This window comes from Pseudomonas sp. PB3P13 (assembly GCF_054897735.1).
Genome location: NZ_CM142702.1, coordinates 4,639,269 through 4,662,346, shown reverse-complemented (window position 1 = coordinate 4,662,346; position 23,078 = coordinate 4,639,269). Strand labels below are relative to the sequence as shown.

The window sequence follows — 23,078 nt, the reverse complement described above, 5'->3', positions numbered from 1 at the left end:
GACCGGATCAGCGCCGAAAAGTTTATCCCGCGCCGGCATTTGGCCGAACGCGACGCTTGCCGTCTGCCGACTGCGGTGCACCGACTCCGGTCAGCTGAGCTATCATCGCGCTTTTGCCGGGAGTTCAGATGGCCAAGGCCAAGCGCATGTACGGCTGCACCGAGTGCGGTTCGACTTTTCCCAAGTGGGCCGGCCAGTGTGGCGAATGCGGGGCCTGGAACACGCTGACCGAGACCATGATCGAAAGCGGTGCCCCCGCCCCCCCCAGTGGTCGTACCGGCTGGACCGGCCAGCAGGCGCAAATCAAGACATTGGCCGAAGTCAGTGTTGAAGAAATTCCCCGATTTTCTACCGCTTCCAGCGAGCTTGACCGGGTGCTTGGCGGCGGCCTGGTGGACGGCTCGGTGGTATTGATCGGCGGTGATCCCGGTATCGGCAAGTCAACCATCCTGTTGCAAACCTTGTGCAACCTGGCCAAGACCATGCCGGCGCTCTACGTCACGGGCGAAGAATCCCAGCAGCAAGTGGCCATGCGCGCCCGGCGTCTCGGCTTGCCGCAGGACCAACTGCGTGTCATGACCGAAACCTGTATCGAAACCATCATCGCCACGGCTCGGGTTGAGAAGCCCAAGGTCATGGTCATCGATTCGATCCAGACGATTTTTACCGAACAACTGCAGTCAGCGCCCGGCGGAGTCTCCCAGGTGCGCGAAAGTGCGGCGCTGCTGGTGCGTTATGCCAAGCAAAGTGGCACGGCAATTTTCCTGGTCGGCCACGTCACCAAAGAAGGCGCACTGGCCGGGCCGCGAGTGCTGGAGCACATGGTCGACACGGTGCTGTACTTCGAAGGTGAGTCCGATGGGCGCTTGCGTCTATTGCGGGCGGTGAAGAACCGGTTCGGTGCGGTCAACGAATTGGGCGTGTTCGGCATGACTGACAAAGGCCTGAAAGAAGTCTCCAACCCTTCTGCGATTTTCCTGACACGAGCGCAGGAAGAAGTGCCGGGTAGCGTGGTCATGGCGACGTGGGAAGGGACGCGGCCGATGCTGGTGGAGGTGCAGGCGCTGGTCGATGACAGTCATTTGGCCAATCCGCGTCGGGTGACGCTGGGGCTGGATCAGAATCGTCTGGCAATGTTACTCGCCGTGCTGCACCGGCACGGCGGCATTCCGACCCATGATCAGGACGTGTTCCTCAACGTGGTCGGCGGGGTCAAGGTGTTGGAAACGGCGTCCGACCTGGCGCTGATGGCGGCGGTCATGTCCAGTTTGCGTAATCGGCCGTTGCCGCATGATTTGCTGGTGTTCGGTGAAGTCGGGTTGTCCGGCGAAGTGCGGCCGGTGCCCAGTGGGCAGGAGCGCTTGAAGGAGGCCGCCAAGCATGGCTTCAAACGCGCCATCGTGCCCAAGGGCAATGCGCCAAAAGAGGCGCCACCGGGGTTGCAGATAATTGCGGTGACGCGTCTGGAACAGGCGCTGGATGCGTTGTTCGAATAAGCGCTGAAGCACACCCATCCCTGTAGGAGCGAGCCTGCTCGCGATAGCGGTCGTACTGACACATTTGGCTTGAACGTGCCGGCGCCATCGCGAGCAGGCTCACTCCCACAGTGGACGGCGGCGTTGGTCACACTTCGATCAAGGCGCCCAACTCGCGCTCCAGCTCTGCCGGGTCGCCAAGGTTGAACTCTATAAGGCGCCGTAGAAGCTCAATGGACTCCAGACTGATGTGACGGCAGACAAAACCCAATTGCCCGTTGTCGTCATGGGTCAGGCGCACCTCCATTTTTATGTCGACGTCATTGCTCAGATGAATGTCGACAAAAAAATCCTTCTCCGGATTGCCCTCCCAAGGTTCAGGCTTCTTGATCAGCAGCCCCTTCAGCGACAGATCGATCAGTTGCACAGGCCAGATAAACTCCCCCTGACACAATTCGGTTCGGGCATCGAACGCAATCCGTTTGAAGCGGCGTCGATCGGCAGGCTGTTCGCTCATGGCGCAATCCTCAAGGTGTGCGCTGACTATAGACCCGCATTGTGAACCACTGCCAGCGCCACCGGCAGATGCGCCTAACGTCGGACTATGGCCTTTACCGTCAAGCGAGCTAAACTCGGGATGGCTGTCTTTCTTGTCCACTCTGGCTGGAATCATAAAATGAAAAATAATAATAGCCTGGTACGCCACTTACCCTGGCTGCTGCTGGCAATCGTAGGAGCATGCGCCCTGGGCGTAGTGGCATTGCGCCGGGGCGAGGCGATCAACGCCTTGTGGATTGTGGTCGCAGCGGTGGCCATTTATCTGGTGGCGTATCGTTACTACAGTCTGTTCATCGCTAACAATGTGATGCAACTCGATGCACGTCGGGCAACCCCCGCAGTGCTCAACAATGACGGTCTGGATTACGTCCCGACCAATAAACACATTCTGTTCGGTCACCACTTCGCGGCCATTGCCGGCGCGGGTCCGCTGGTAGGCCCTGTGCTCGCGGCGCAAATGGGCTATTTGCCCGGCACGCTGTGGCTGATTGCCGGGGTGGTGCTGGCCGGTGCGGTTCAGGATTTCATGATCCTGTTCCTTTCCACCCGCCGCAACGGCCGCTCGCTGGGTGACATGGTTCGCGAAGAAATGGGTCGCATCCCCGGCACGATTGCGCTGTTCGGTTGCTTCCTGATCATGATCATCATCCTTGCGGTGCTGGCGCTGATCGTTGTGAAAGCGCTGGCGGAAAGTCCGTGGGGCATGTTCACCGTGATGGCGACGATCCCGATCGCGATGTTCATGGGCATTTATATGCGCTACATCCGCCCCGGCCGTATCGGTGAAATCTCTCTCATCGGCGTGTTGTTGCTGCTGGGTTCGATCTGGCTGGGCGGGCAAATTGCTGCCGATCCGGTCTGGGCCAAAGCATTCAGTTTCACCGGGGTGCAAATCACCTTGATGCTGATTGGTTACGGTTTCGTCGCAGCGGTGTTGCCGGTGTGGCTGATCCTGGCACCCCGTGACTACCTGTCGACCTTCCTGAAAATCGGCACCATCATCGCGCTGGCCATCGGTATTCTGGTAACCATGCCCGAGCTGAAAATGCCGGCTTTGACGCAGTTCATCGACGGCACCGGGCCGGTGTGGAAGGGCGGTCTGTTCCCGTTCCTGTTCATCACCATTGCCTGTGGCGCAGTGTCCGGTTTCCATGCGCTGATCTCCTCCGGCACCACGCCCAAACTGCTGGATAACGAGGTGAATGCCCGTTACATCGGTTACGGCGGCATGCTGATGGAATCCTTCGTAGCGATCATGGCGATGGTTGCCGCGTCGGTCATCGAACCGGGTGTGTACTTCGCCATGAACAGCCCGGCCGCAGTGGTGGGCAGCGACGTCGTTTCGGTGGCGCAGACAGTCAGCAGCTGGGGCTTTGCGATCACCCCGGAAGCGCTGCAAGCGGTGGCCAAGGACATCGGTGAAACCACCATCCTGGCCCGTGCCGGTGGTGCACCGACGCTGGCGGTGGGTATCGCGCAGATTCTGCACAGTGTCCTGCCAGGTGAAAACACCATGGCGTTCTGGTACCACTTTGCGATTCTGTTCGAAGCGCTGTTCATTTTGACCGCCGTCGACGCCGGTACCCGCGCCGGGCGATTCATGCTGCAGGACCTGCTCGGTTCGTTCGTGCCGGCGCTGAAACGTACGGAATCCTGGACCGCCAACCTGATCGCTACTGCGGGATGTGTAGCGATGTGGGGCTGGTTGTTGTACCAGGGCGTGATCGATCCGTTGGGTGGCATCAACACCTTGTGGCCACTGTTCGGCATTTCCAACCAGATGCTGGCCGGTATCGCGCTGATGCTCGCTACCGTGGTGTTGATCAAAATGAAACGCCAGCGCTACATCTGGGTGACCATGCTGCCCGCCGTGTGGTTGCTGATCTGCACCACCACTGCAGGCTTCATCAAGCTGTTCGACGCCAACCCGGCGATCGGCTTCCTGTCGCTGGCCAAGAAATACAGTGATGCCCTGGCCAATGGTCAGATCCTGGCTCCGGCCAAGAACATCGACCAGATGCAACACGTGATCTTCAACGCCTACACCAATGCCACGCTGACGGCGCTGTTCCTGTTCGTCGTCTTCAGCATCCTGTTCTTTGCCCTCAAAGTCGGCATCGCCGCCTGGGGTACCAAAGAGCGCACGGATAAAGAAGCGCCGTTTCAGGCTCTGCCGGATGCGTAAGCGAGGAATGCAGCATGTTCAATGACCTGAGTCGCCTCGGTAAATACCTCGGTCAGGCCGCACGCCTGATGGTCGGCATGCCCGACTACGACAACTACGTCGAGCACATGCAAACCAATCACCCGGACAAACCGGTGATGAGTTACGAGATGTTCTTCCGGGAACGTCAGGAAGCCCGTTACGGTGGCAAGGGTGGGCCCAAGTGCTGTTGATCCGCTAGGCCTCGTGTAGGAGCGAGCTTGCTCGCGATGATCGCAAGGACGACACGTACATTCAGAAAGTACGCGTTATCGTTGACGGCCATCGCGAGCAAGCTCGCTCCTACAGTTGTTTTTGCGCTCTTATTATTCAAGGAGACTTACAGCTTTGTCCTCTCCCATCCCGGTCACGATCCTCAGCGGTTTCCTCGGCGCTGGTAAAACCACGTTGCTGCGGCACCTGCTCAAAGCCGAGCACGGCCTGAAAATCGCCGTGATCGAAAACGAATTCAGCGATGCCGGCATCGATACCCAATTGTTGGGCGAGGAGCCGGTGCAAGTGATGACGCTGTCCAACGGCTGCGTCTGCTGCACCATTCACACCGACCTGACCAAGGCGCTTTACCTGTTGCTCGAGCGCCTGGACAGCGGCGAAATCGCCTTCGATCGGCTGGTCATCGAGTGCACCGGCCTGGCCGACCCAGCGCCGGTGGCTCAGACCTTCTTCATTGATGAGGAACTGCGCGAGCGTTACATCCTCGACGGCATCATCACCCTGGTCGACGCGGCCCACGCCGACGTACACCTGACTCAGACCATCGCCCAGGCACAAATCGGGTTCGCCGATCGCTTGCTGGTAAGTAAGCGCGATCTGGTGGATGAGTCGACCTTCACCGCGTTAAGCGAACGCCTGAGCCGCATCAACCGTCGCGCGCCCATTCGCACGGTCGATCACGGCAACATCGACCTGGCGCAAATGCTCGACGTGCGCGGGTTTAACCTGAATGCAGATCTGGGCGGCGGCATGAGCCTGCGTCCGGTCAGCACCGCGCCTTCCATCGACCGAATCTCCAGTCTGGTGCTGCGCACCGACAAACCGCTGGATATCGACAAACTCAGCGAGTTCATGAATGAACTGCTGGAAGACCATGGCAAGCAATTGCTGCGCTACAAAGGCGTTTTGAGTATCGCCGGCGAGCCGCGACGGATGGTGTTTCAAGGTGTGCTGAAACTTTACGGTTTCGACTGGGATACCGAGTGGGCCGATGACGAAACGCGCGAAAGCGTGATTGTGTTCATCGCCGATGATCTGCCCGAAGAGAAAATTCGCGAAGGGTTTGCGCGGGTAGCGGCGGATTAATCTATTTCGTCGTCCGTGGTGACGCCTTCGCGGGCAAGTCGTATCGCGAAGGCGATCTTCAGTAAGGGGCTGGGCCTCACACTTCGTCTGGGTGTCGGATGTAAGGTGCGTTTCTTTGTTGGATGTGCAAGTCAAAAGCCAATGGCGCCCCGCCCTGATCTGCGATGTAGTGATATCGGGAGTCATGGACTTTATGGGCATGCACCAATCCGGAATCTTTGACTTGTAAATAAATTCTATTGGCATCCTTCTGAATATCGTTAAGGTTCACGATCGCACCGTTAGTACCTATCAAGTTGAAGTTTTTGGAACCGGTGGCCGCGAATGCTCCAAGTAAGCCAGCGTCGTCGGTGCTGAGGCACATCCCGTAATAATCGCCGGTAGTGCGGATGTAGAGTCTGTAACCAGGGCCGATATATCTGAAATAAAGCGTCAGTTTGGGTGTGGCACCCATCGGAACGTCGGGGCCAAGCCCTAGAAAGTGTGAGTCATCTCGTGCTTGTGGTCGGCCGGTGAAGAAGCCTCCGCTGATGAGGGAAGACATTACCGTTGCCGGTTGGCCATGGATGACGTCAAGGAAGTGCAGCGCACTGGTTGGGGTGCCGAGCGTTGCAATAAAAGATTTTTGTCGATCGGTCGTCATGGTTGTATTACGCCTCGACCTTGTAAAGCCCGTGGCTCAAATCGTTGAGTTCAAATTCGAGAGGCTGCGCGGGGCGAAGTCCGGCGAATATGGGGCGGCCAGATCTTTTGATAATTATCGTGGCAACGAAACAGTGTTTGGGATGTACTTCCATTGTATTGGTTCCATTGATTAAAGGTTGGCTGTGCCGAAGTTGTTCGGCGCGTTATTAACCTATCAGTGGCGTTGATAAAGTTGGAAGTTTATTAATGATCGCATGTTTCAACTGTGCACACTTTAGCCTTCTAACGCCTGTCGAAGACTGGCAGTAAATCGATATGCATAATGTTCGGAATCACGGCGTTGGTCAGGCCGGTTGATCGAGCGACCCAAAACTGCGGACGAAAAAAAACCGGCCACACTGGCCGGTTTGATTGTCGCTGCGGTTCAGCGGAGCAATTAAGCGCCGTACACCGGCAGCTTCTTGCAGATGGCCTTGACCTTCTCACGAACGGTGTCGATGACCGCTTCGTTGTTCAGGTCAGCCAGGATGTCGCAGATCCAGCCGGCCAGCTCTTTGCACTCAGCTTCCTTGAAGCCGCGAGTGGTCACAGCCGGAGTGCCGAAGCGCAGGCCGGAAGTGACGAACGGGGAGCGTGGATCGTTTGGCACGGAGTTCTTGTTCACGGTGATGAAGGCTTTGCCCAGAGCAGCGTCTGCGTCCTTGCCGGAGATGTCCTGCTTGATCAGCGACAGCAGGAACAGGTGGTTTTCCGTGCCGCCGGAAACCACGTCGTAACCGCGCTCGATGAACACGCCGGCCATGGCCTTGGCGTTTTTCACCACTTGCTGCTGATAGGTCTTGAACTCGGGCTGCAGGGCTTCCTTGAAGCAGATCGCCTTGGCCGCGATCACGTGCTCCAGCGGACCACCCTGGGCGCCCGGGAAGACCGCAGAGTTAAGCTTCTTCTCGATCTCGGCATTGGCGCGCGCCAGGATCAGACCGCCACGTGGACCGCGCAGGGTCTTGTGCGTGGTGGTGGTCACAACGTCAGCGAAAGGCACCGGGTTCGGGTAGACGCCCGCGGCGACCAGACCGGCGACGTGGGCCATGTCGACGAACAGGTAGGCGCCGACCTTGTCAGCGATTTCGCGGAAGCGCGGGAAGTCGAGGATCTGCGAGTAGGCCGAGAAACCGGCAACGATCATTTTCGGTTTGTGCTCGACCGCCAGACGCTCGACTTCGTCGTAGTCGATCAGGCCGTTGGTGTCGATGCCGTACTGAACCGCGTTGTACAACTTGCCGGAAGAGGAAACGCCAGCACCGTGGGTCAGGTGACCGCCATGGGCCAGGCTCATGCCCAGAATGGTGTCGCCGCCTTGCAGCAGGGCCAGGTACACCGCGCTGTTGGCTTGCGAACCCGCGTGCGGCTGAACGTTGGCGTAGTCCGCCCCGAACAGTTCTTTGGCGCGATCGATGGCCAGTTGCTCGACGATATCGACGAATTCGCAACCACCGTAGTAACGCTTGCCCGGATAGCCTTCGGCGTACTTGTTGGTCAGTACCGAGCCTTGAGCCTCCATCACCGCAGGGCTGGTGTAGTTTTCCGAAGCGATCAGCTCAATGTGCTCTTCCTGGCGCTGAGCTTCTTGCTCCATGGCGGCATAGAGATCGGCGTCGTACTTGGCAATAGTCAAATCACGGCTGAACATGGCGGTCCTCAAGGATCGGGGCAGAAAAGGGGGGCATTCTAACCCAACCGCTTTTGGATGGCATATGAAAGGACATCATGTCGCGGACAAGTGGGCTTCATGGCGGGATCAGCGGTGATCATGCAGGCCTGTGGCGAGGGGGCTTGCCCCCGTTCGGCTGCGAAGCAGTCGCAAACCCTGCTTCCATGATTTGACTGGACAAGTGCCAGGGGGCCGCTTCGCGACCCAGCGGGGGCAAGCCCCCTCGCCACAAGATTGCGCTTCACTCGAACACGAACAGCGCATCATTACAGAACTGCGCCGCAAACCTTGCGGCCGGCATCGGGCGCCCGAACAGATAACCCTGAACCTCATCGCACCCGTGCTCACGCAGAAATTCGAGCTGCTCGTGGGTTTCCACGCCCTCGGCGATGACCGCCAGGTTCAGGCTGTGCGCCATCGCGATGATCGCCCGGGCGATCTGCGCGTCCTGCTCGCCGGACGGCAGGCCATCGACGAATGTACGGTCGATTTTCAGCACATCGATCGGGAACTGCTTGAGGTAGTTGAGCGATGAATAACCGGTTCCAAAGTCGTCGACCGCAATACTCAGCCCCAGATTCTTCAAACCGTCGAGAATCTGCATTGCCTCGCTGACTTCGCGCATCAAAATACTTTCGGTCAGTTCCAGCTCAAGGCAGGCCGGCGGCAGCCCGGTTTCCCGCAGGATGGTGGCGATCCGCGTACCGAGCTGGCCATCGGAGAATTGCCGCGCGGAAATGTTCACCGAAATCTTCGGCACGCGCACCTTGGCCTGATGCCAGGTCTTGAGCTGGCGACAGGCTTCGCTGATCACCCAGTCGCCGACATCCACCACCAGGCCAAGCTCTTCAAGCACCGGAATGAAGTCCCCCGGCGGCACCAGGCCACGGCGCGGATGGCGCCAGCGCAGCAAGGCTTCGGCACCGGTCAAACGCTTGCCGTCGCCGCTGAACTGCGGCTGGTAATACAGCGTGAATTCGTTCTGCTCGAGGGCGTGACGCAAATCACTTTCCAGCTCCAGACGCTCAAGCGCACTGGCGTTCATGTCGGTCTGATAAAACTGAAAGTTGTTCTTGCCGCGCTCTTTGGCGTGGTACATCGCGGTATCGGCGTTTTTCATCAATTGACTGAGTTCGTTGCCATCCTGCGGACTCAGCGCGATGCCGATACTGGCGGTAACAAAGAACTCGCGACCTTCAAGCACAAAAGGCTTCACCAGGCTGGCGAGAATCTGCTCGGCGACATGAATCGCCCGATTCAGCGCCACCTCGCGGCTGACCCGCGGTTGCAGCAGCAGGGTGAATTCGTCGCCGCCCATGCGCGCCACGGTATCGTCATCGTCGACGCAACCGAGCAGGCGCGTGGCCATTTCCTTGAGCATGCGATCACCCGCGGCGTGGCCGAGGGAGTCGTTGATCGGTTTGAACCGGTCCAGGTCAAGGAACATCAGCACGACCCAGGACTTTTGCCGCTCCGCCGATTGCAGCGCGGTGTGCAGGCGATCCTGGAACAGCGTGCGGTTGGGCAAGTGCGTCAGGGCGTCGTAATAGGCGAGACGGTGAATCCGCTGCTCGCTGGCCTTGCGCTCGCTGATGTCACTGAAGAAACACACATAGCTGGCCAGGTCGCCTTCGTCATCCAGCACCGCCGTGATACCGACCCAGGCCGGGTAATGTTCGCCATTGCGCCGACGCAGCCACACTTCACCTTCCCAGGTGCTGTGCTGATTCAGCTGTTTGAGCACATACCGCAAATGCGCGTTCTGCTGCTCGTCCACGGTGAGCATGTTCGGCAGTTGGTCGAGCACCTGCTCCACCGCATAACCGCTGACGCGACTGAACGCCTCGTTCGCCTGGACAATGTAGCCAGCCGGGTCGGTGATCAGGATCGCCGACGTCGAGTGTTCGAAAACGGTGGCGGCCATGCGCAGATCTTTTTCCGCGCGGCGCTGCTGACTGATGTCTCGACCAACACCCAAAACCCCTTCGAAAGCACCGTGTTCGTCCCAGACCAGTACCAGTCGCAACTCGATCGGGATCTTGCGCCCGTCTGCGCGCAGGCAGTCGAACAAAAATAGCTGGCTTTGCACCTGATTGCGCAGCTCTCCCAGTTGCTCGGGCTTGTCCAGCGCCTTGCTGACCCGGTCCATCAGCTCGGTGATACCGCTCAGTTGTTGCGGGGTGGCGATGGTCGATTGCCAGCCGTTCTGGAAAATCCATTCAGCGTCGTAACCCAGCACGGCTTGCACTGAAGGGCTGACGTAGTTGAGCGCCAGCTGGCTGTTGGTGGAGAAAATCACGTCGCTGATGCTTTCGGCGAGCATTCGGTAGCGTTGTTCGCTGTCACGCAAGGATTCACTGGCTTCGATCTGCTCGGTGACGTCCTTGGCCACACCGATGATCCGCGTGACCTGATCGTTTTTGTCCCGCGCCAACGCTTGCTCGCGGATGTCGAAGCGCCGCCACAGACCATCGCGGTGCCGGAAACGCAGCTGACATTGCAGTAACTGGCTGTAACCGGCCTGCCGCTGAATCTGCCGCGAGCGGTGGTAGTGATCGGCATCTTCGGGGTGCAGGAGAATTTCCCAGAAATATTCGCCCATCTGGTGCAGTTCGGTGCGGTTGTAGCCCAGGGTCTGGCCCAGGTGATGGTTGCTGAAAATCATCCGCTGGCTGACCACGTCCTGCACGTACAGGTGATCGGGCACGGTACGCACCACGTCCGACCAGAACCCTTCACGCTCAAGCAGTGACAACTCAACGAGTTTGCGACTGGTGATGTCGCTGATGCTGAGGATCACCGCTTTATAGTCGCTGGTGTCTTCGGGCAGGCGCAGCACCAGCCACAGATGTTGATCGCGACCGTTGGCGTCCTCGCGCGTGATCTCCAGTTCCAGCTGTTTCTGTTGCGCGAGAACGGCTTCCAGGACCTGAGCGCCAATGGCGACGCCGTCCAGTGGGTCGCCCGCGATCAACACATTCCAGGCTTGATCGGTTGTATTGACGTTGAGCAGTTGCAAGGCGACCTGATTGACCTCGGTGATGCGCAACTGCTGCAACAGCAGGCGTTTTTGCTCCGGGACAGCCAGCCATGCGTCCAGCTCCGCACGGGTGCGCAGCCGGGCCTTTTCGAAAACGCCTTTGAGGCTTGACACATCCAGTACACAAAGCGCCACGCCGGTGCCGTCGAAAATATCCTGATAGCGCCGACGACCTTCATTGACCTGAAGTTGACGGCGTCGCATGTTCAGCAACGCAATCAGCGGCAGCAGTGAAAGTGCCAGCCCCAACAGGCATTTTGCGATGAAGGCGGGCAGCAGTTCTTCGATCACACGTTGTCGGTTGAACAGGCCGCGCATCTGCCAGTCGCTGCTGCTCAGTAGAACCGTCAGCACGCTGTTGGCCAGATCGTCCTCCGTAAGCAGGGCGGGTCGGGTCGCAGGCAGCATCTCGTCGCGACTGATGATCTGGTGATTGAGACGGTTTTCCACCAGCCACAACGGTCGGATGCCGCTGTCGTCATGCTGGGTCAGTGACGAAAAAAACGTCGGTGTCAGACGCAGGGCCCAATAACCACGGCCGCTGCCACTGGCCTGATGCAGCAGTAAATGCACCGTTGAGCCGTCTTCGGCGTTGCTGAAATAGTGAGCCTGATTGCGGCTGCGGCGTACCAGCTCGGCGAGGTAATCGGCGTCGGTGGCATTGTCCGCAGTGTCGCTGAGAATTTTCCCGGAAGGGCTCAGCAGCGCGAGGCTGCGAACCTCCGGCAATGACTGCTGCACTTTACGCAACAAGGCCTGCTGGTCGGTGGCGTTTTGCGGCTGCTCGACGATGGGTAGCAGGTTAAGCGCGATCTGCGCATTCAGGGCCATATTGAGGCTGACCTGTGCGGCCAGGTCCGCGGTGTAGTCAATGGTGTACTGGCGCTGGTTCTTTTGGGTTTCGCGCAGTTGATCGAGCAGTTGCCAGAACAGCAATGCCAAAAGCAGCAGCACCAGAGTCGCCAGTGCGCCTTTAAGGGTTCCGCGCAGAGGGGAGCCGGACGCAACGGTCGCCGCACGGGAGGTCAGGGGCAAAGGGGCATTGGACAAACTGTAATCCTGCGGTTTGGCTGGACTGGCGCGACGTGCACTATAAGCCGGACGCCCGGAGGGCGGCTAGCATGCCTTGAGTTGTGGCAAAGTGCCAGTCCCTCTCGGCTGGACTGCCTTTCATCATTAAGGTAGCTTTGCCGGTTACGCGGGAGCGTTCCAGCTCCTAGACTTTCCAGCGCGCACGCATTGAACACGATCAAGCGGAAGACGCGCACGGTCTGGCCCGGGCATCGCCTGCGCTCCAATCATTCATTGTCACTGACCCAAGGTTCTCCATGGCTCAATACGTCTTCACCATGCATCGGCTGGGCAAAGTTGTTCCGCCGAAGCGGGAAATCCTCAAAAACATTTCGCTGTCATTCTTCCCCGGCGCCAAAATCGGCGTGCTCGGCCTCAACGGTTCGGGTAAATCCACGCTGCTGAAAATCATGGCCGGCGTCGATACCGAGTTCGAAGGCGAAGCCCGTCCGATGCCGGAACTCAACATCGGTTATTTGCCGCAGGAGCCTGTGCTCGATCCGACCAAGACCGTGCGTGAAGTGGTCGAAGAAGCGGTCAGCGTGATCAAGAACGCCCAGGCTCGCCTGGACGAGGTCTACGCCGCTTACGCCGAGGAAGATGCCGACTTCGACAAACTGGCTGCCGAACAAGCCAAGCTTGAAGCCATTTTGCAAGCCAGCGATGGCCACAACCTGGAGCGCCAGCTGGAAGTCGCCGCCGATGCGCTGCGTCTGCCGGCCTGGGACGCCAAGGTCGAATTCCTCTCCGGTGGTGAAAAGCGTCGCGTGGCCTTGTGCCGCTTGCTGCTGTCCGCCCCGGACATGCTGCTGCTCGACGAACCGACCAACCACCTGGATGCCGATTCCGTCGCCTGGCTGGAGCATTTCCTCCACGACTTCCCGGGCACCGTGGTTGCGATCACGCACGACCGGTACTTCCTCGATAACGTCGCTGGCTGGATTCTCGAGCTCGACCGTGGCGCCGGTATCCCGTACGAAGGCAACTACTCCGGCTGGCTCGAAGCCAAGTCCGATCGTCTGGCTGCCGAATCCAAGTCGCAGTCGGCCCACGAAAAAGCCATGAAGGAAGAACTGGAGTGGGTGCGCAAAGGCGCCAAGGCCCGCCAGTCGAAATCCAAGGCGCGTCTGCAACGCTTCGAAGAAATGCAGTCGCAGGAATTCCAGAAGCGCAGCGAAACCAACGAGATCTACATCCCGGCCGGTCCCCGTCTGGGCGACAAAGTCATCGAATTCAAAAACGTCTCCAAGGGCTACGGCGATCGCGTGTTGATCGATAACCTGTCGTTCTCCATGCCTAAAGGCGCCATCGTCGGCGTGATCGGCGGTAACGGTGCCGGTAAATCGACCCTGTTCCGCATGCTGATGGGCAAGGAAACGCCAGACTCGGGCACCATCGAAGTCGGCGAAACCGTGCAACTGGCCTGCGTCGATCAGAGCCGCGAAGACCTGGATGGCAGCAAGACCGTGTTCCAGCAAATCTCCGACGGTTCCGATCAGATCCGCATCGGCAACTACGAGATCCCGTCGCGTACCTACGTCGGTCGCTTCAACTTCAAGGGCGGTGATCAGCAGAAGTTCGTCAAGGACCTGTCCGGTGGTGAGCGCGGTCGCTTGCACCTGGCGCTGACCTTGAAGGAGGGCGGTAACGTCCTGCTGCTCGACGAACCTTCCAACGACCTCGACGTTGAAACCCTGCGTTCCCTGGAAGAAGCCTTGCTGGACTTCCCGGGCGCCGCCATTGTGATCTCTCACGATCGGTGGTTCCTGGACCGCGTCGCGACTCACATCCTCGCGTACGAAGACGACTCGCAAGCGGTGTTCTTCGAAGGCAACTACACCGAGTACGAAGCCGATCGCAAAAAGCGTCTCGGCGAAGCGGCTGCTCAGCCACACCGTGTACGGCACAAAAAACTGGCCTGATGTCGGGTCGGTTGCATGAAAAGCGGAGCCCTCGGGGCTCCGTTTTTTTTAGGAGTGTTCAAGCCGGTTCGATGCGGATGATTTCGATCGTCTGATCGCCCACCGGGCGCAGCCATAGCACTTCGTCACCCAGTTTCGCCCCGAGCAAGGCGCGCCCCAGCGGTGAGCCCCAGTTGATCAGGCCCGCCGACGCGTCGGCCTGGTCTTCGCCGACCAGTCGTACGGTTTGTTCCGTGTCGTGCTCGTCGGCGAACGTCACCCGGCTACCGATCTGAACTTTCTGCGTCGAACGGGCGGTTGATACCACCTGCGCGCTTGACAGGCGCTGAGTGAAATAACGCAAATCACGTTCAAGGTCCGCCTGGCGTTGTTTGTCCGCCTGCTCACCTTTGGCCAACTGTTCACTGTGCAGGTGTTGCAGCTCGGCAACCTTGGCTTGCAGCTGGACGTGGCCGGTGGGCGTGACGTAATTGGGCTGCGCACTGATCTGCCGTTCAACCGGCTGATCGGCTTGGGCTGCGGCGTTATCTTCATTGACGAAAGCGCGACTCATGCTGTTCTCCCGTTATAGGGTTTGGGCAAAAGTTGCAGGCGTTGGTTTCAAAAATATCCCGGTGGGAGCGAGCTTGCTCGCGATGGCGCACGTTCAGCCAACACAACTGTTGAATGTCAGTTCCTCATCGCGAGCAAGCTCGCTCCCACAGGGGTAAGGGTGTGTCAGATCAGTAGTGATACCACTTCACTTCAAGCATCACTTCGTTTTCGGGCGAGGCAAGGTGGCTGAATTCGCGCTGGGCGCTCAGACGCAGGCCGAGGTTACGCGATAATTCCCACTGCTGATTCAGACTCACGCTACGACGCACTTCGCCATTGGTGAAGAAGTCGCCCTTGGCCTCCAGGCTGAAGTTGCCCAACGGGTTCTGCCACAGCACGCCGCTATTGAAACCCGCCGCCGGCGAAATGAATTCCGCGAAGTCGTTGTTGTGCTCGACGCGCACGGTGCCCAAGGCGAAACCGAGCATGTCTTCGCTCAGCTGCCAGGTACCGCCGGCACCGCCATTGACGTGGCTGACGAGGGTTTCGTCGTCGTGCTTGCCGGGCACTCGCTCCAGACCGCCGGTGACCTGCCACGACAGGGGTTGCAACAGCTCGTTGCGCGGGGTCAACGAACGGATGGTCGCCAGATCCAGTTGCTGTAATTGCCAGTTATTGCCTTCGTACTGACGCAATTTCATCTGCAGGATTTCGATCTGCGCGCCCAGCGGGAAGCTCTCGGCATTATCGTTGAGATCGTGATACGCCATGCGCAGGCCGTATTCGCCAAAGGCCTGATCGCCGCGAGTACCGATGCCGGCCTGCCACGTGCGCGATTCATGACCGTCCTCGGGCAGGCCGGGTTGCGGGATGTCCAGCTCCGGCGCCGGATTCTGATTGATCGCCCGCAACAGTTCAAAGCTGCGCTGCGCACGATTTGCATCGCGCTCCTGCCCGTTGGCGCGGTAACGCTCGAGGCGGTAGGCGGCGTCGATGATCAGCGCCTGACGATCGCGAGGCTGCGCCTTGAAGGCCGGGTCCTGTAATTGCTTCTGGTCGGCGCTGACTTTCAGCACCCATTGTTGCTCTTCGGGGTCCAGCGGTTCGGCGCGACTGAGCAATTCGCGCTCGCGGGATGGCCGGTATTGAATCGATTCGACCAGCCCGGCTTCTTTCACCGCTTTGACGGTGTCGGTGGGGATGGCGGTCAGCGGGAACTGTTCAGTCAGGCGCAACCCCGGCCGCGCCACCTGTAACAACTCCAGCAAGCGATAGGAGCAGTTTTCGTCAAAGAAAAAATAGTCGAACTGGATCTGCTTGAGTTCCCAGACGTGCTCGACCATCCGCTCGGTTTCCGCCTGGGTCAGGTTCAGTCGGTATTCCCACAGGTCACGGTTTTCCAGGCTGCGGTATTCCGAAAGTTTTTCCTGATACGGCACCAGCGCGAACAGGCCCGGGTAGCCGCCCATCAAGCCTTTCCAGGCGTACAGAATGCTGTTGTCGGAGCCTTCAATGTAAGCACCGAAGTTGATTGCGTAACTGAGCAACGCGGTCTTGTCGCTTTGCACATCCACCTGATCAATGCGCAGCAAGGTGTGGCCGAACATCGACGATGGGCTGTTCAGATAGGCTGCCGGGAAAATCATCACCGCGCTGTGCGGCGACACATCCTTGAACCATTGTTTGAATTCAGCACAGTCGGGCGCCGGTAAATCAGTCAGGTTGAGTTGCGCCTTGAGCCAGCGGGTGCGCGCCGGGTAGACGCACTGGGCGTGCTGCTCGCCTGCACTGGCTGGCGCGTACAGCGCTTGCACGGTTGCTGCCAGTTCGCGGTCCGGATGCTGGTTGCCGTCGGCGGCGAGAAAGAATTTACGGTCGCTGACATAGCTGCGCCAGCCGCCGAGTTTGGCGGTTTCGTAATGGCCCAGGGAAATCCAGAAGGGATTGTTGGCCAGTTGCTGCAAACGTTGATGGTCGAGAGGTGGCGCGGCGGACAGCGGGGCGCAGACACAGAGCGCCAGCCAGGCGAGGCGTTTGAGCATAGTGGGCAACTTAAGTCGAAAAAATAAAGACCAGGGGCGGTTTTATGCCCGAGAGGGCAGGTCCAAAAAACAAAACCCGCTCCCCGGAAGGAGCGGGCGGGTCGAGCTTATGCTTGAGTGGCGTATTTGGCCAGACGAGCATCGTTCTTCAGAACGGACACAGTGTTGGTATGCACGTCTTCAGCGGTCACGTCAGCTTTGCTGAAGATCTGCTGGAAGTGCTCGTGAGTCACGGCGGCAAAGTGCGCACGGTCTTCCGGCGCCACGCCCAGTACCACGGCATAAGTAGTCAGCGCTTCGCCCTGACCTTTAGCCATGTCTTCAGACAGCTCGTTCATCATGCCATTCATGGCCAGCCAGGATTTGCCGCCGTAAGTCAGCGACGCATTGGTCGAGCAACCGTTGGTACCCGACGTCATACCAAACGTTGCGTTGCCGGAAGTGCCGTTAGTGGTGGATGCCAGGAAGTGAGCCGGAGTGCCACGCTGACCTTCGAACAGCATGTTGCCCCAACCGCAATCCGGGCCGCCTGGCGCCTGAGCCATGGCGTTGATGGATACAGCGGTGAAGAGAGTACCGAGAAGAATCCGTTTCATAGCTTTGTTCTCTTTATGTGCATACCAATGGACAAGGGTCTGGCCCGATCTGGCGCCAGTGGGCCGGTTATTGTTCCAGCCGCGCAATTTGGAGTTTAGGCACGATCCAAGGGTTCCGTGACATTTTACGAAACATTCATTGAAAGCATTGTTTGACCCCCGGCCCGCCGGGCAATCCGGGCTTGGCTATGCTTTGTCAAAGGCGCGCCTTGCCAGTGAGGTGTGGGCAGCGCCAGAATGCCGCTATCTGCCCCGCCTGATGTAAGGAAGCCCGATGCCTGATCCTGTTGCTGCCAGCTTGCGTCTAGCGCCCGAAGCGCTGACCCGTCCGTTTTCCGCTGAACAGTTCAGCTTCTCTACCACCAATGATCTGGAGCCCTTCCGCGGTGTGCTTGGCCAGGAACGTGCGGTCGAAGCCTTGCAGTTTGGTGTGGCGATGCCACGCCCCGGTTACAACGTATTTGTCATGGGCGAGCCCGGCACCGGCCGGTTTTCCTTCGTCAAACGCTATCTGAAAGCCGAAGGCAAACGCCTGCAGACCCCGTCCGACTGGGTTTACGTCAACAATTTCGATGAGCCCCGCGAGCCTCGCGCCCTGGAGTTGCCCTCGGGCACGGCCGGCGCTTTTATCGGTGATATCAATGGTTTGATCGACAACCTGCTGGCGACGTTTCCGGCAGTGTTCGAGCATCCGTCCTACCAGCAGAAAAAAAGTGCCATCGACCGCGCCTTCAATCAGCGTTACGACAAGGCGCTGGATGTCATCGAGCGTCTCGCGCTGGACAAAGACGTCGCGCTGTACCGCGACGCCAGCAATATAGCCTTCACGCCGATGGCCGAAGGCAAGGCGCTGGACGAAGCCGAATTCGCGCAACTGCCGGAAGCCGATCGTGAGCGCTTTCACGAAGATATCTCCGGGCTTGAAGAGCGTCTGAACGAAGAGCTTGCCAGCCTCCCGCAGTGGAAGCGCGAGTCGAGCAATCAACTGCGCCACCTCAACGAAGAAACCATCACCCTGGCGTTGCAGCCGTTACTGTCGCCGCTCTCGGAGAAGTATGCCGAGAACGCGGCGGTGTGCGGTTACCTGCAGGCGATGCAGGTTTATTTGCTGAAGACGGTGGTCGAGCAACTGGTCGACGACAGCAAACCGGATGCCGTCGCGCGCAAGATGCTGGAAGAGCAATACGCGCCCAGCCTGGTGGTCGGTCATTCGGCCAGCGGTGGCGCGCCGGTGGTGTTCGAGCCGCATCCTACGTACGAAAACCTGTTCGGCCGCATCGAATACAGCACCGATCAGGGCGCGCTGTACACGACCTATCGGCAGTTACGTCCGGGCGCCTTGCACCGGGCCAACGGCGGTTTTCTGATCCTCGAAGCGGAAAAAATGCTCAGCGAGCCGTTCGTGTGGGATGCGCTCAAGCGCGCCCTGCAATCGCGAAAACTGAAGATGGAATCGCCGCTGGGTGAACTTGGCCGTCTGGCCACCGTGACCCTGACGCCGCAAAACATTGCGCTGCAAGTCAAGGTCGTCATCATCGGCGCGCGGCAGTTGTACTACACGCTGCAGGACCTCGATCCGGACTTCCAGGAAATGTTTCGCGTTCTGGTGGACTTCGACGAAGACATCCCGATGGTCGACGAAAGCCTCGAGCAGTTCGCCCAGTTGCTCAAGACCCGTACTTCGGAAGAAGGCATGGCGCCGCTGACTGCCGATGCGGTGGCACGTCTGGCCACTTACAGCGCACGACTGGCGGAACACCAGGGGCGGTTGTCGGCGCGCATTGGCGACCTGTTCCAACTGGTCAGCGAGGCGGACTTCATTCGTCATCTGGCCAGCGATGAAATGACCGATGCCGGGCACATCGAGCGTGCGCTCAAGGCCAAAGCCACGCGTACCGGGCGTGTCTCGGCGCGGATTCTGGATGACATGCTGGCCGGGATCATCCTGATCGACACCGATGGCGCGGCCGTGGGCAAGTGCAACGGGCTGACAGTACTGGAAGTCGGTGACTCGGCGTTCGGTGTGCCGGCGCGGATTTCTGCCACGGTTTATCCGGGCGGCAGCGGCATTGTCGACATCGAGCGTGAGGTTAATCTCGGTCAGCCGATTCACTCCAAAGGCGTGATGATCCTCACCGGGTATCTGGGCAGCCGATATGCGCAGGAATTTCCGTTGGCGATTTCCGCGAGCATTGCCCTGGAGCAGTCTTACGGTTACGTCGATGGCGACAGTGCTTCGCTGGGTGAGGCGTGTACGCTGATTTCCGCCCTGTCGAAAACACCGCTCAAACAGTGCTTCGCCATCACCGGCTCCATCAACCAGTTCGGGGAAGTGCAGGCAGTAGGCGGGGTCAACGAGAAGATCGAAGGCTTCTTCCGCCTGTGCGAGGCTCGTGGGCTGACGGGTGAGCAAGGGGCGATCATTCCTCAGGCCAACGTGGCCACCTTGATGCTTGATGAAAAAGTGCTGGCGGCCGTGCGCGCGGGGCAGTTCCACGTGTATGCAGTGCGTCAGGCGGATGAGGCATTAAGCCTGTTGGTCGGCGAGCCTGCGGGTGCACCGGACGAGAATGGCGAGTTTCCGGAAGGCAGCGTGAATGCGCGAGTGGTGGAGCGCTTGCGGGTGATCGCGGAAATGATCAGCGAGGAAGACCTCAAGGAAGCGGAAAAAGAGATCGCGCTGGAAGCGTTGGCAGAGGCCAAACCGGCCTGATACACAGCCCTTGCAGGAGCGAGGCTTGCCCGCGAAGCGGTACATCAGCCAACACATCTGTTGGATGACGCACCGTTTTCGCGAGCAGGCTCCCACATTCCTTCCTGCTATTGGGGATAAAAGTGCCATCACTCTGACGCCAACATTCACACAATGACCACTCGGCGCCTTCTGGTCTCAGTTAGCGTGCGCGTCGCGCTTTTCTTCTATTCTCAGCTCAGGGATGTCGACAGTAATCACTGGATCGAGACAGCCTCCCTATGGGGGTTGAATACCGGATCTACCGAGGGTCGCCGCCATGTCGCGCAACCTCTGCCTCACCCGACAATGCCTGGGTCTTGTGACCCGGATCGAATGCGCCATCCGCCCTTTGGCGGGGGATACGGGCATGTGGACCTTGCTGTTCGCCGCCGGTATGGCCGGCGAGCAACCGTCCGCCATTAAAGCCCAAGGCCCATTTCACGGGCCGTTTGTGGCCGAATCCATTCTCGACACTATCGTTGAAAGCCTGACGCTGCACGGCTATGAACTGGCCGATGATCCGCAAATCTGGTGCCTGCACCTGCAGGCTCAACTGCGCGAAATCAACGGCGGACGGTGTCGGGGTGGCAGGCCTGAGCTGTAAGTGGGTCAGGGTTCGAGGCTGCTCAGGTCAGCCTCGTCAAGTTTCAGCTCAAAGCCGTACTGCACCGTGGTGAGGTCGGTGCGCTGGTAAGCTTCCAGTCGGGTCGGCCGACCGTAGAAGTACTGTACGCCCGTCACCGCCGGGCCTTGCGCGCTCGCGTCGTGACTGACGGCAAGAATTTCTTTCAGATAACTGCCGCTGTCATCCTTGGCGAAAAAACGCCACTCCTGTGCCGGAAACACTGTGCGATCAATCACCAATGCGTTGTCGCGAATGTCGAGACCTTGCGGCAATTGGTCGACGCTGAGGGTTTGCTTGGCGACTGTGGCGAGGAATAGCGGGAAGGAACCGACCGCATATGCCGGTGTTTCCGGAAACAGATTCAAGTCGTAGGTGATAGTGCCGCCCAGCGGGTCGACCTCATAGGCTTGCGGCGGCAATTCAATAGGTTCATCGCGTTTGCCGGAGCCATCCTCGGTAAAAAACGTCACAGGGCTTTCACCGGGGTTAACGGCAGTGCTCAGCAGCTCGTCGTTAAAGCTTTTCGGGTGGCTGAATTCAATGGTGGCAGCGCTCGGATCGTCTATGGATTGGCGAATGCTGACGCTCTTTTTCAGTTGCTCCTCGCCCAGCGTGGCGCCTTTCAGCCAGTTTGCAGCCTGGTCGTCGTAGACCACCACCGGGAGCGTCAATGGCACCACTGTTTTCTCCGTGGTGTGCGGGTCAAAGCGCCGCACCGGCAGATCGAGGTCTTTGCGCGTGATCGTGGCGGTCGAGAAATCCAGCAAACTGACTTCAAGGGTATCGATCGGGCCGTTGAAGTAAACCTTCGAATATTGCTTGGCCTGTTGTTGATCGAAGGCCCGTTGTTCCTCCTTCAACTGTTTCGCCAACGGTTCGCTCCAGGCCTTCTGTGCCTGTAATTTTGCCAGTTGTTTTTCATAAAAAGCGATTTGCGCCGGGGTCTCGTTGATCGCGCCTGAGCGTGAGAGGAACTGGCCGGTGCCGTCCTTGGCCTGCACGATCAACGGATTAAGCGGCGTCTCGGCTACCTCGGCCGCCAGCGGCAAGCTGTTGTGGAATTCTATTTCGGCGTAATTGTTTTCCAGTTTCAGCAGGGTGACGCTGAGGTTGTCGTTGCTGCGGGTCTGGCCGACATCCTTTTTACCAAGGTCGAAGCTGTGGAGACGACGCGGCGCGATCACTTCCACTTTGCCTTGCAGGCTCACCGGCTGCGGCTGGTGTTTGTTGTCTGCGTCCAGGCCATCGATGAAGGGGTAGGTCACCGTCAGGTCATCCGGATTGGTCACACTGGAGCTTGAAGGGCTGAGCTGGATGCCGGGATCGGTTTCCGACCATTCCGGCTGGAACGGGATCACACGTTTGTCGCTGAGCATCACCGACTGCCATTCCAGGGCATGGGGGAACAAAAAAGTGTCCGGAATGTTGAAGCTGAAAGGGAACACCGGTTGCAGGTCGGTGAGGTAATCGGAACCGGAATCCTTGTGCAGCACGAACAGACCGTTGATGAAGGTGTCGACCAGCGCTTGCGGCGTAGGATAGTGCTTGAGCACCGCGAGGACGTCTTCGCTGTACTCGGTTTCCAGCGGCTTGCTGTCCAGCTTGAGTTGCGCGCGTTCGAGCAGTAACAGTGAACCGCCAAGTTCGGCCACGGCTGTCCGCAACTGCGGATCCTCAAGCGCATTCACGGATTGTTCGAACTGCACGGTTTTCTCGTCGAGGCTGACCTGGCGTTTTTCATCGCTGGGCGAGCAGCCGCTCATCAGCAGCGCCAGGCAGAATCCGGCGCTCGTTAAAGGCAATCGCACATCCATTTTCCAGTTTTCCTGTCCGATATCGCTGAAGTGTCAGTGAGTGGGACACTAGCAGAAAGACTTTGTCACACGCGCGCAGGCTGCGGATTTCCCGCCTGTTTGCGGTTGCTTCTGGGTATAGGCGGGTGGCTGGTATACTCGCGGCCATTTCCAGCCCAATGTGTGAGATTCAATGGAACGCTTTATCGAAAACGCAATGTACGCTTCCCGCTGGCTGCTGGCGCCGATTTACTTTGGCTTGTCCCTGGGCCTGTTGGCACTGGCGCTGAAATTCTTTCAGGAAGTTTTCCACGTCATTCCCAACGTCTTCGCCATGGCTGAGTCCGAGCTGATTCTGGTGCTGCTGTCGCTGATCGACATGGCGCTGGTGGGTGGGCTTCTGGTGATGGTGATGATATCCGGTTACGAGAACTTCGTTTCGCAACTGGATATCGACGACAGCAAGGAAAAGCTCAATTGGCTGGGCACCATGGATTCGTCTTCGTTGAAGATGAAGGTCGCGGCGTCCATCGTGGCGATTTCCTCGATTCACTTGCTGCGTATTTTCATGGACGCCAAGAATGTCGATCCCGAGCATTTGCAGTGGTACGTGATCATTCACATGACGTTCGTGGTGTCGGCGTTCGCCATGGGTTACCTGGACAAGCTGACCAAACACTGATCCGCAGCACGATAGGGCACGAGGTTGCAGCAAAGGTGAACCGGACGAGCGGCGTCATTTGTTGCTTGTGCTTTGAGGTGCTCAAGCCTATCCCTTAAGGATGCGATCTCGCGACAGCGTGGGGGTG

General features: G+C 58.9%; 16 protein-coding genes. 8 read left to right on the top strand and 8 right to left on the bottom strand.

Annotated features, from left to right (window positions below):
• Nucleotides 1–128 precede the first annotated feature (128 nt).
• Nucleotides 129–1,496 carry a DNA repair protein RadA gene (gene radA / locus ACYZT1_RS21490; RefSeq protein WP_462016610.1) on the top strand — a complete coding sequence of 456 codons (1,368 nt, stop codon included), beginning with the start codon at nucleotides 129–131 and terminating at the stop codon, nucleotides 1,494–1,496.
• Nucleotides 1,497–1,623: 127 nt separating this feature from the next.
• On the opposite strand, the gene ACYZT1_RS21485 is transcribed toward radA, so the two are convergent.
• A complete protein-coding gene (locus tag ACYZT1_RS21485; RefSeq protein WP_462016609.1) occupies nucleotides 1,624–1,992 on the bottom strand; it encodes a PilZ domain-containing protein in 369 nt (122 codons plus the stop codon).
• A 159-nt stretch (nucleotides 1,993–2,151) separates the two neighbouring features.
• Between ACYZT1_RS21485 and ACYZT1_RS21480 the strand changes: the two genes are divergently transcribed.
• The 3 genes from ACYZT1_RS21480 (at nucleotide 2,152) to yjiA (ending at nucleotide 5,556) form a co-directional block, all read left to right on the top strand.
• On the top strand, nucleotides 2,152–4,218 hold the full coding sequence (locus ACYZT1_RS21480) for a carbon starvation CstA family protein (protein ID WP_462016608.1): 2,067 nt from the start codon (nucleotides 2,152–2,154) through the stop codon (nucleotides 4,216–4,218).
• Between the two features lie 14 nt (nucleotides 4,219–4,232).
• Nucleotides 4,233–4,430: a YbdD/YjiX family protein gene (locus ACYZT1_RS21475; RefSeq protein WP_028620750.1), complete on the top strand. Its 198-nt coding sequence runs from the start codon at nucleotides 4,233–4,235 to the stop codon at nucleotides 4,428–4,430.
• Between the two features lie 154 nt (nucleotides 4,431–4,584).
• Nucleotides 4,585–5,556 (top strand): GTPase, encoded by a 972-nt coding sequence (gene yjiA / locus ACYZT1_RS21470; RefSeq protein WP_462016607.1) that lies wholly within the window; start codon nucleotides 4,585–4,587, stop codon nucleotides 5,554–5,556.
• A 76-nt stretch (nucleotides 5,557–5,632) separates the two neighbouring features.
• On the opposite strand, the gene ACYZT1_RS21465 is transcribed toward yjiA, so the two are convergent.
• The 3 genes from ACYZT1_RS21465 to ACYZT1_RS21455 all read right to left on the bottom strand — a co-directional run bounded on the left by ACYZT1_RS21465 (nucleotide 5,633) and on the right by ACYZT1_RS21455 (nucleotide 12,002).
• Nucleotides 5,633–6,199, bottom strand: a complete 567-nt coding sequence (locus ACYZT1_RS21465; RefSeq protein WP_462016606.1) for a hypothetical protein — start codon at nucleotides 6,197–6,199, stop codon at nucleotides 5,633–5,635.
• A gap of 438 nt (nucleotides 6,200–6,637) precedes the next feature.
• Nucleotides 6,638–7,891, bottom strand: a complete 1,254-nt coding sequence (gene glyA / locus ACYZT1_RS21460) for a serine hydroxymethyltransferase (RefSeq protein ID WP_462016605.1) — start codon at nucleotides 7,889–7,891, stop codon at nucleotides 6,638–6,640.
• A gap of 262 nt (nucleotides 7,892–8,153) precedes the next feature.
• Nucleotides 8,154–12,002, bottom strand: a complete 3,849-nt coding sequence (locus ACYZT1_RS21455) for a sensor domain-containing protein (RefSeq protein WP_462016604.1) — start codon at nucleotides 12,000–12,002, stop codon at nucleotides 8,154–8,156.
• Between the two features lie 278 nt (nucleotides 12,003–12,280).
• On the opposite strand from ACYZT1_RS21455, the gene ettA reads away from it, so the two are divergent.
• Nucleotides 12,281–13,945, top strand: a complete 1,665-nt coding sequence (gene ettA, locus ACYZT1_RS21450; protein WP_462016603.1) for an energy-dependent translational throttle protein EttA — start codon at nucleotides 12,281–12,283, stop codon at nucleotides 13,943–13,945.
• Nucleotides 13,946–14,003: 58 nt separating this feature from the next.
• Here ettA and ACYZT1_RS21445 read toward each other — a convergent pair whose 3' ends face one another.
• From ACYZT1_RS21445 to ACYZT1_RS21435, 3 genes are all read right to left on the bottom strand, one after another.
• Complete coding sequence (locus ACYZT1_RS21445) at nucleotides 14,004–14,498, bottom strand: GreA/GreB family elongation factor (RefSeq protein WP_462016602.1); 495 nt, start codon at nucleotides 14,496–14,498, stop codon at nucleotides 14,004–14,006.
• Nucleotides 14,499–14,667: 169 nt separating this feature from the next.
• Nucleotides 14,668–16,521, bottom strand: a complete 1,854-nt coding sequence (locus tag ACYZT1_RS21440) for an Lnb N-terminal periplasmic domain-containing protein (protein ID WP_462016601.1) — start codon at nucleotides 16,519–16,521, stop codon at nucleotides 14,668–14,670.
• 107 nt (nucleotides 16,522–16,628) lie between these two features.
• Complete coding sequence (locus ACYZT1_RS21435) at nucleotides 16,629–17,117, bottom strand: DUF3015 domain-containing protein (protein ID WP_028624601.1); 489 nt, start codon at nucleotides 17,115–17,117, stop codon at nucleotides 16,629–16,631.
• A gap of 274 nt (nucleotides 17,118–17,391) precedes the next feature.
• Here ACYZT1_RS21435 and ACYZT1_RS21430 point away from each other — a divergent pair, with 274 nt between their 5' ends.
• Nucleotides 17,392–19,830 (top strand): Lon protease family protein, encoded by a 2,439-nt coding sequence (locus ACYZT1_RS21430; RefSeq protein WP_462016600.1) that lies wholly within the window; start codon nucleotides 17,392–17,394, stop codon nucleotides 19,828–19,830.
• 298 nt (nucleotides 19,831–20,128) lie between these two features.
• Nucleotides 20,129–20,455 (top strand): PA4575 family protein, encoded by a 327-nt coding sequence (locus ACYZT1_RS21425; RefSeq protein WP_462016599.1) that lies wholly within the window; start codon nucleotides 20,129–20,131, stop codon nucleotides 20,453–20,455.
• Between the two features lie 5 nt (nucleotides 20,456–20,460).
• Here the strand turns inward: ACYZT1_RS21425 and ACYZT1_RS21420 are convergent, their stop codons facing one another.
• Nucleotides 20,461–22,290, bottom strand: coding sequence for a hypothetical protein (locus ACYZT1_RS21420; RefSeq protein ID WP_462016598.1), 1,830 nt, complete (start codon nucleotides 22,288–22,290; stop codon nucleotides 20,461–20,463).
• A gap of 172 nt (nucleotides 22,291–22,462) precedes the next feature.
• Between ACYZT1_RS21420 and ACYZT1_RS21415 the strand changes: the two genes are divergently transcribed.
• A complete protein-coding gene (locus tag ACYZT1_RS21415; RefSeq protein ID WP_462016597.1) occupies nucleotides 22,463–22,951 on the top strand; it encodes a TIGR00645 family protein in 489 nt (162 codons plus the stop codon).
• The last annotated feature ends 127 nt before the right edge of the window (nucleotides 22,952–23,078 follow it).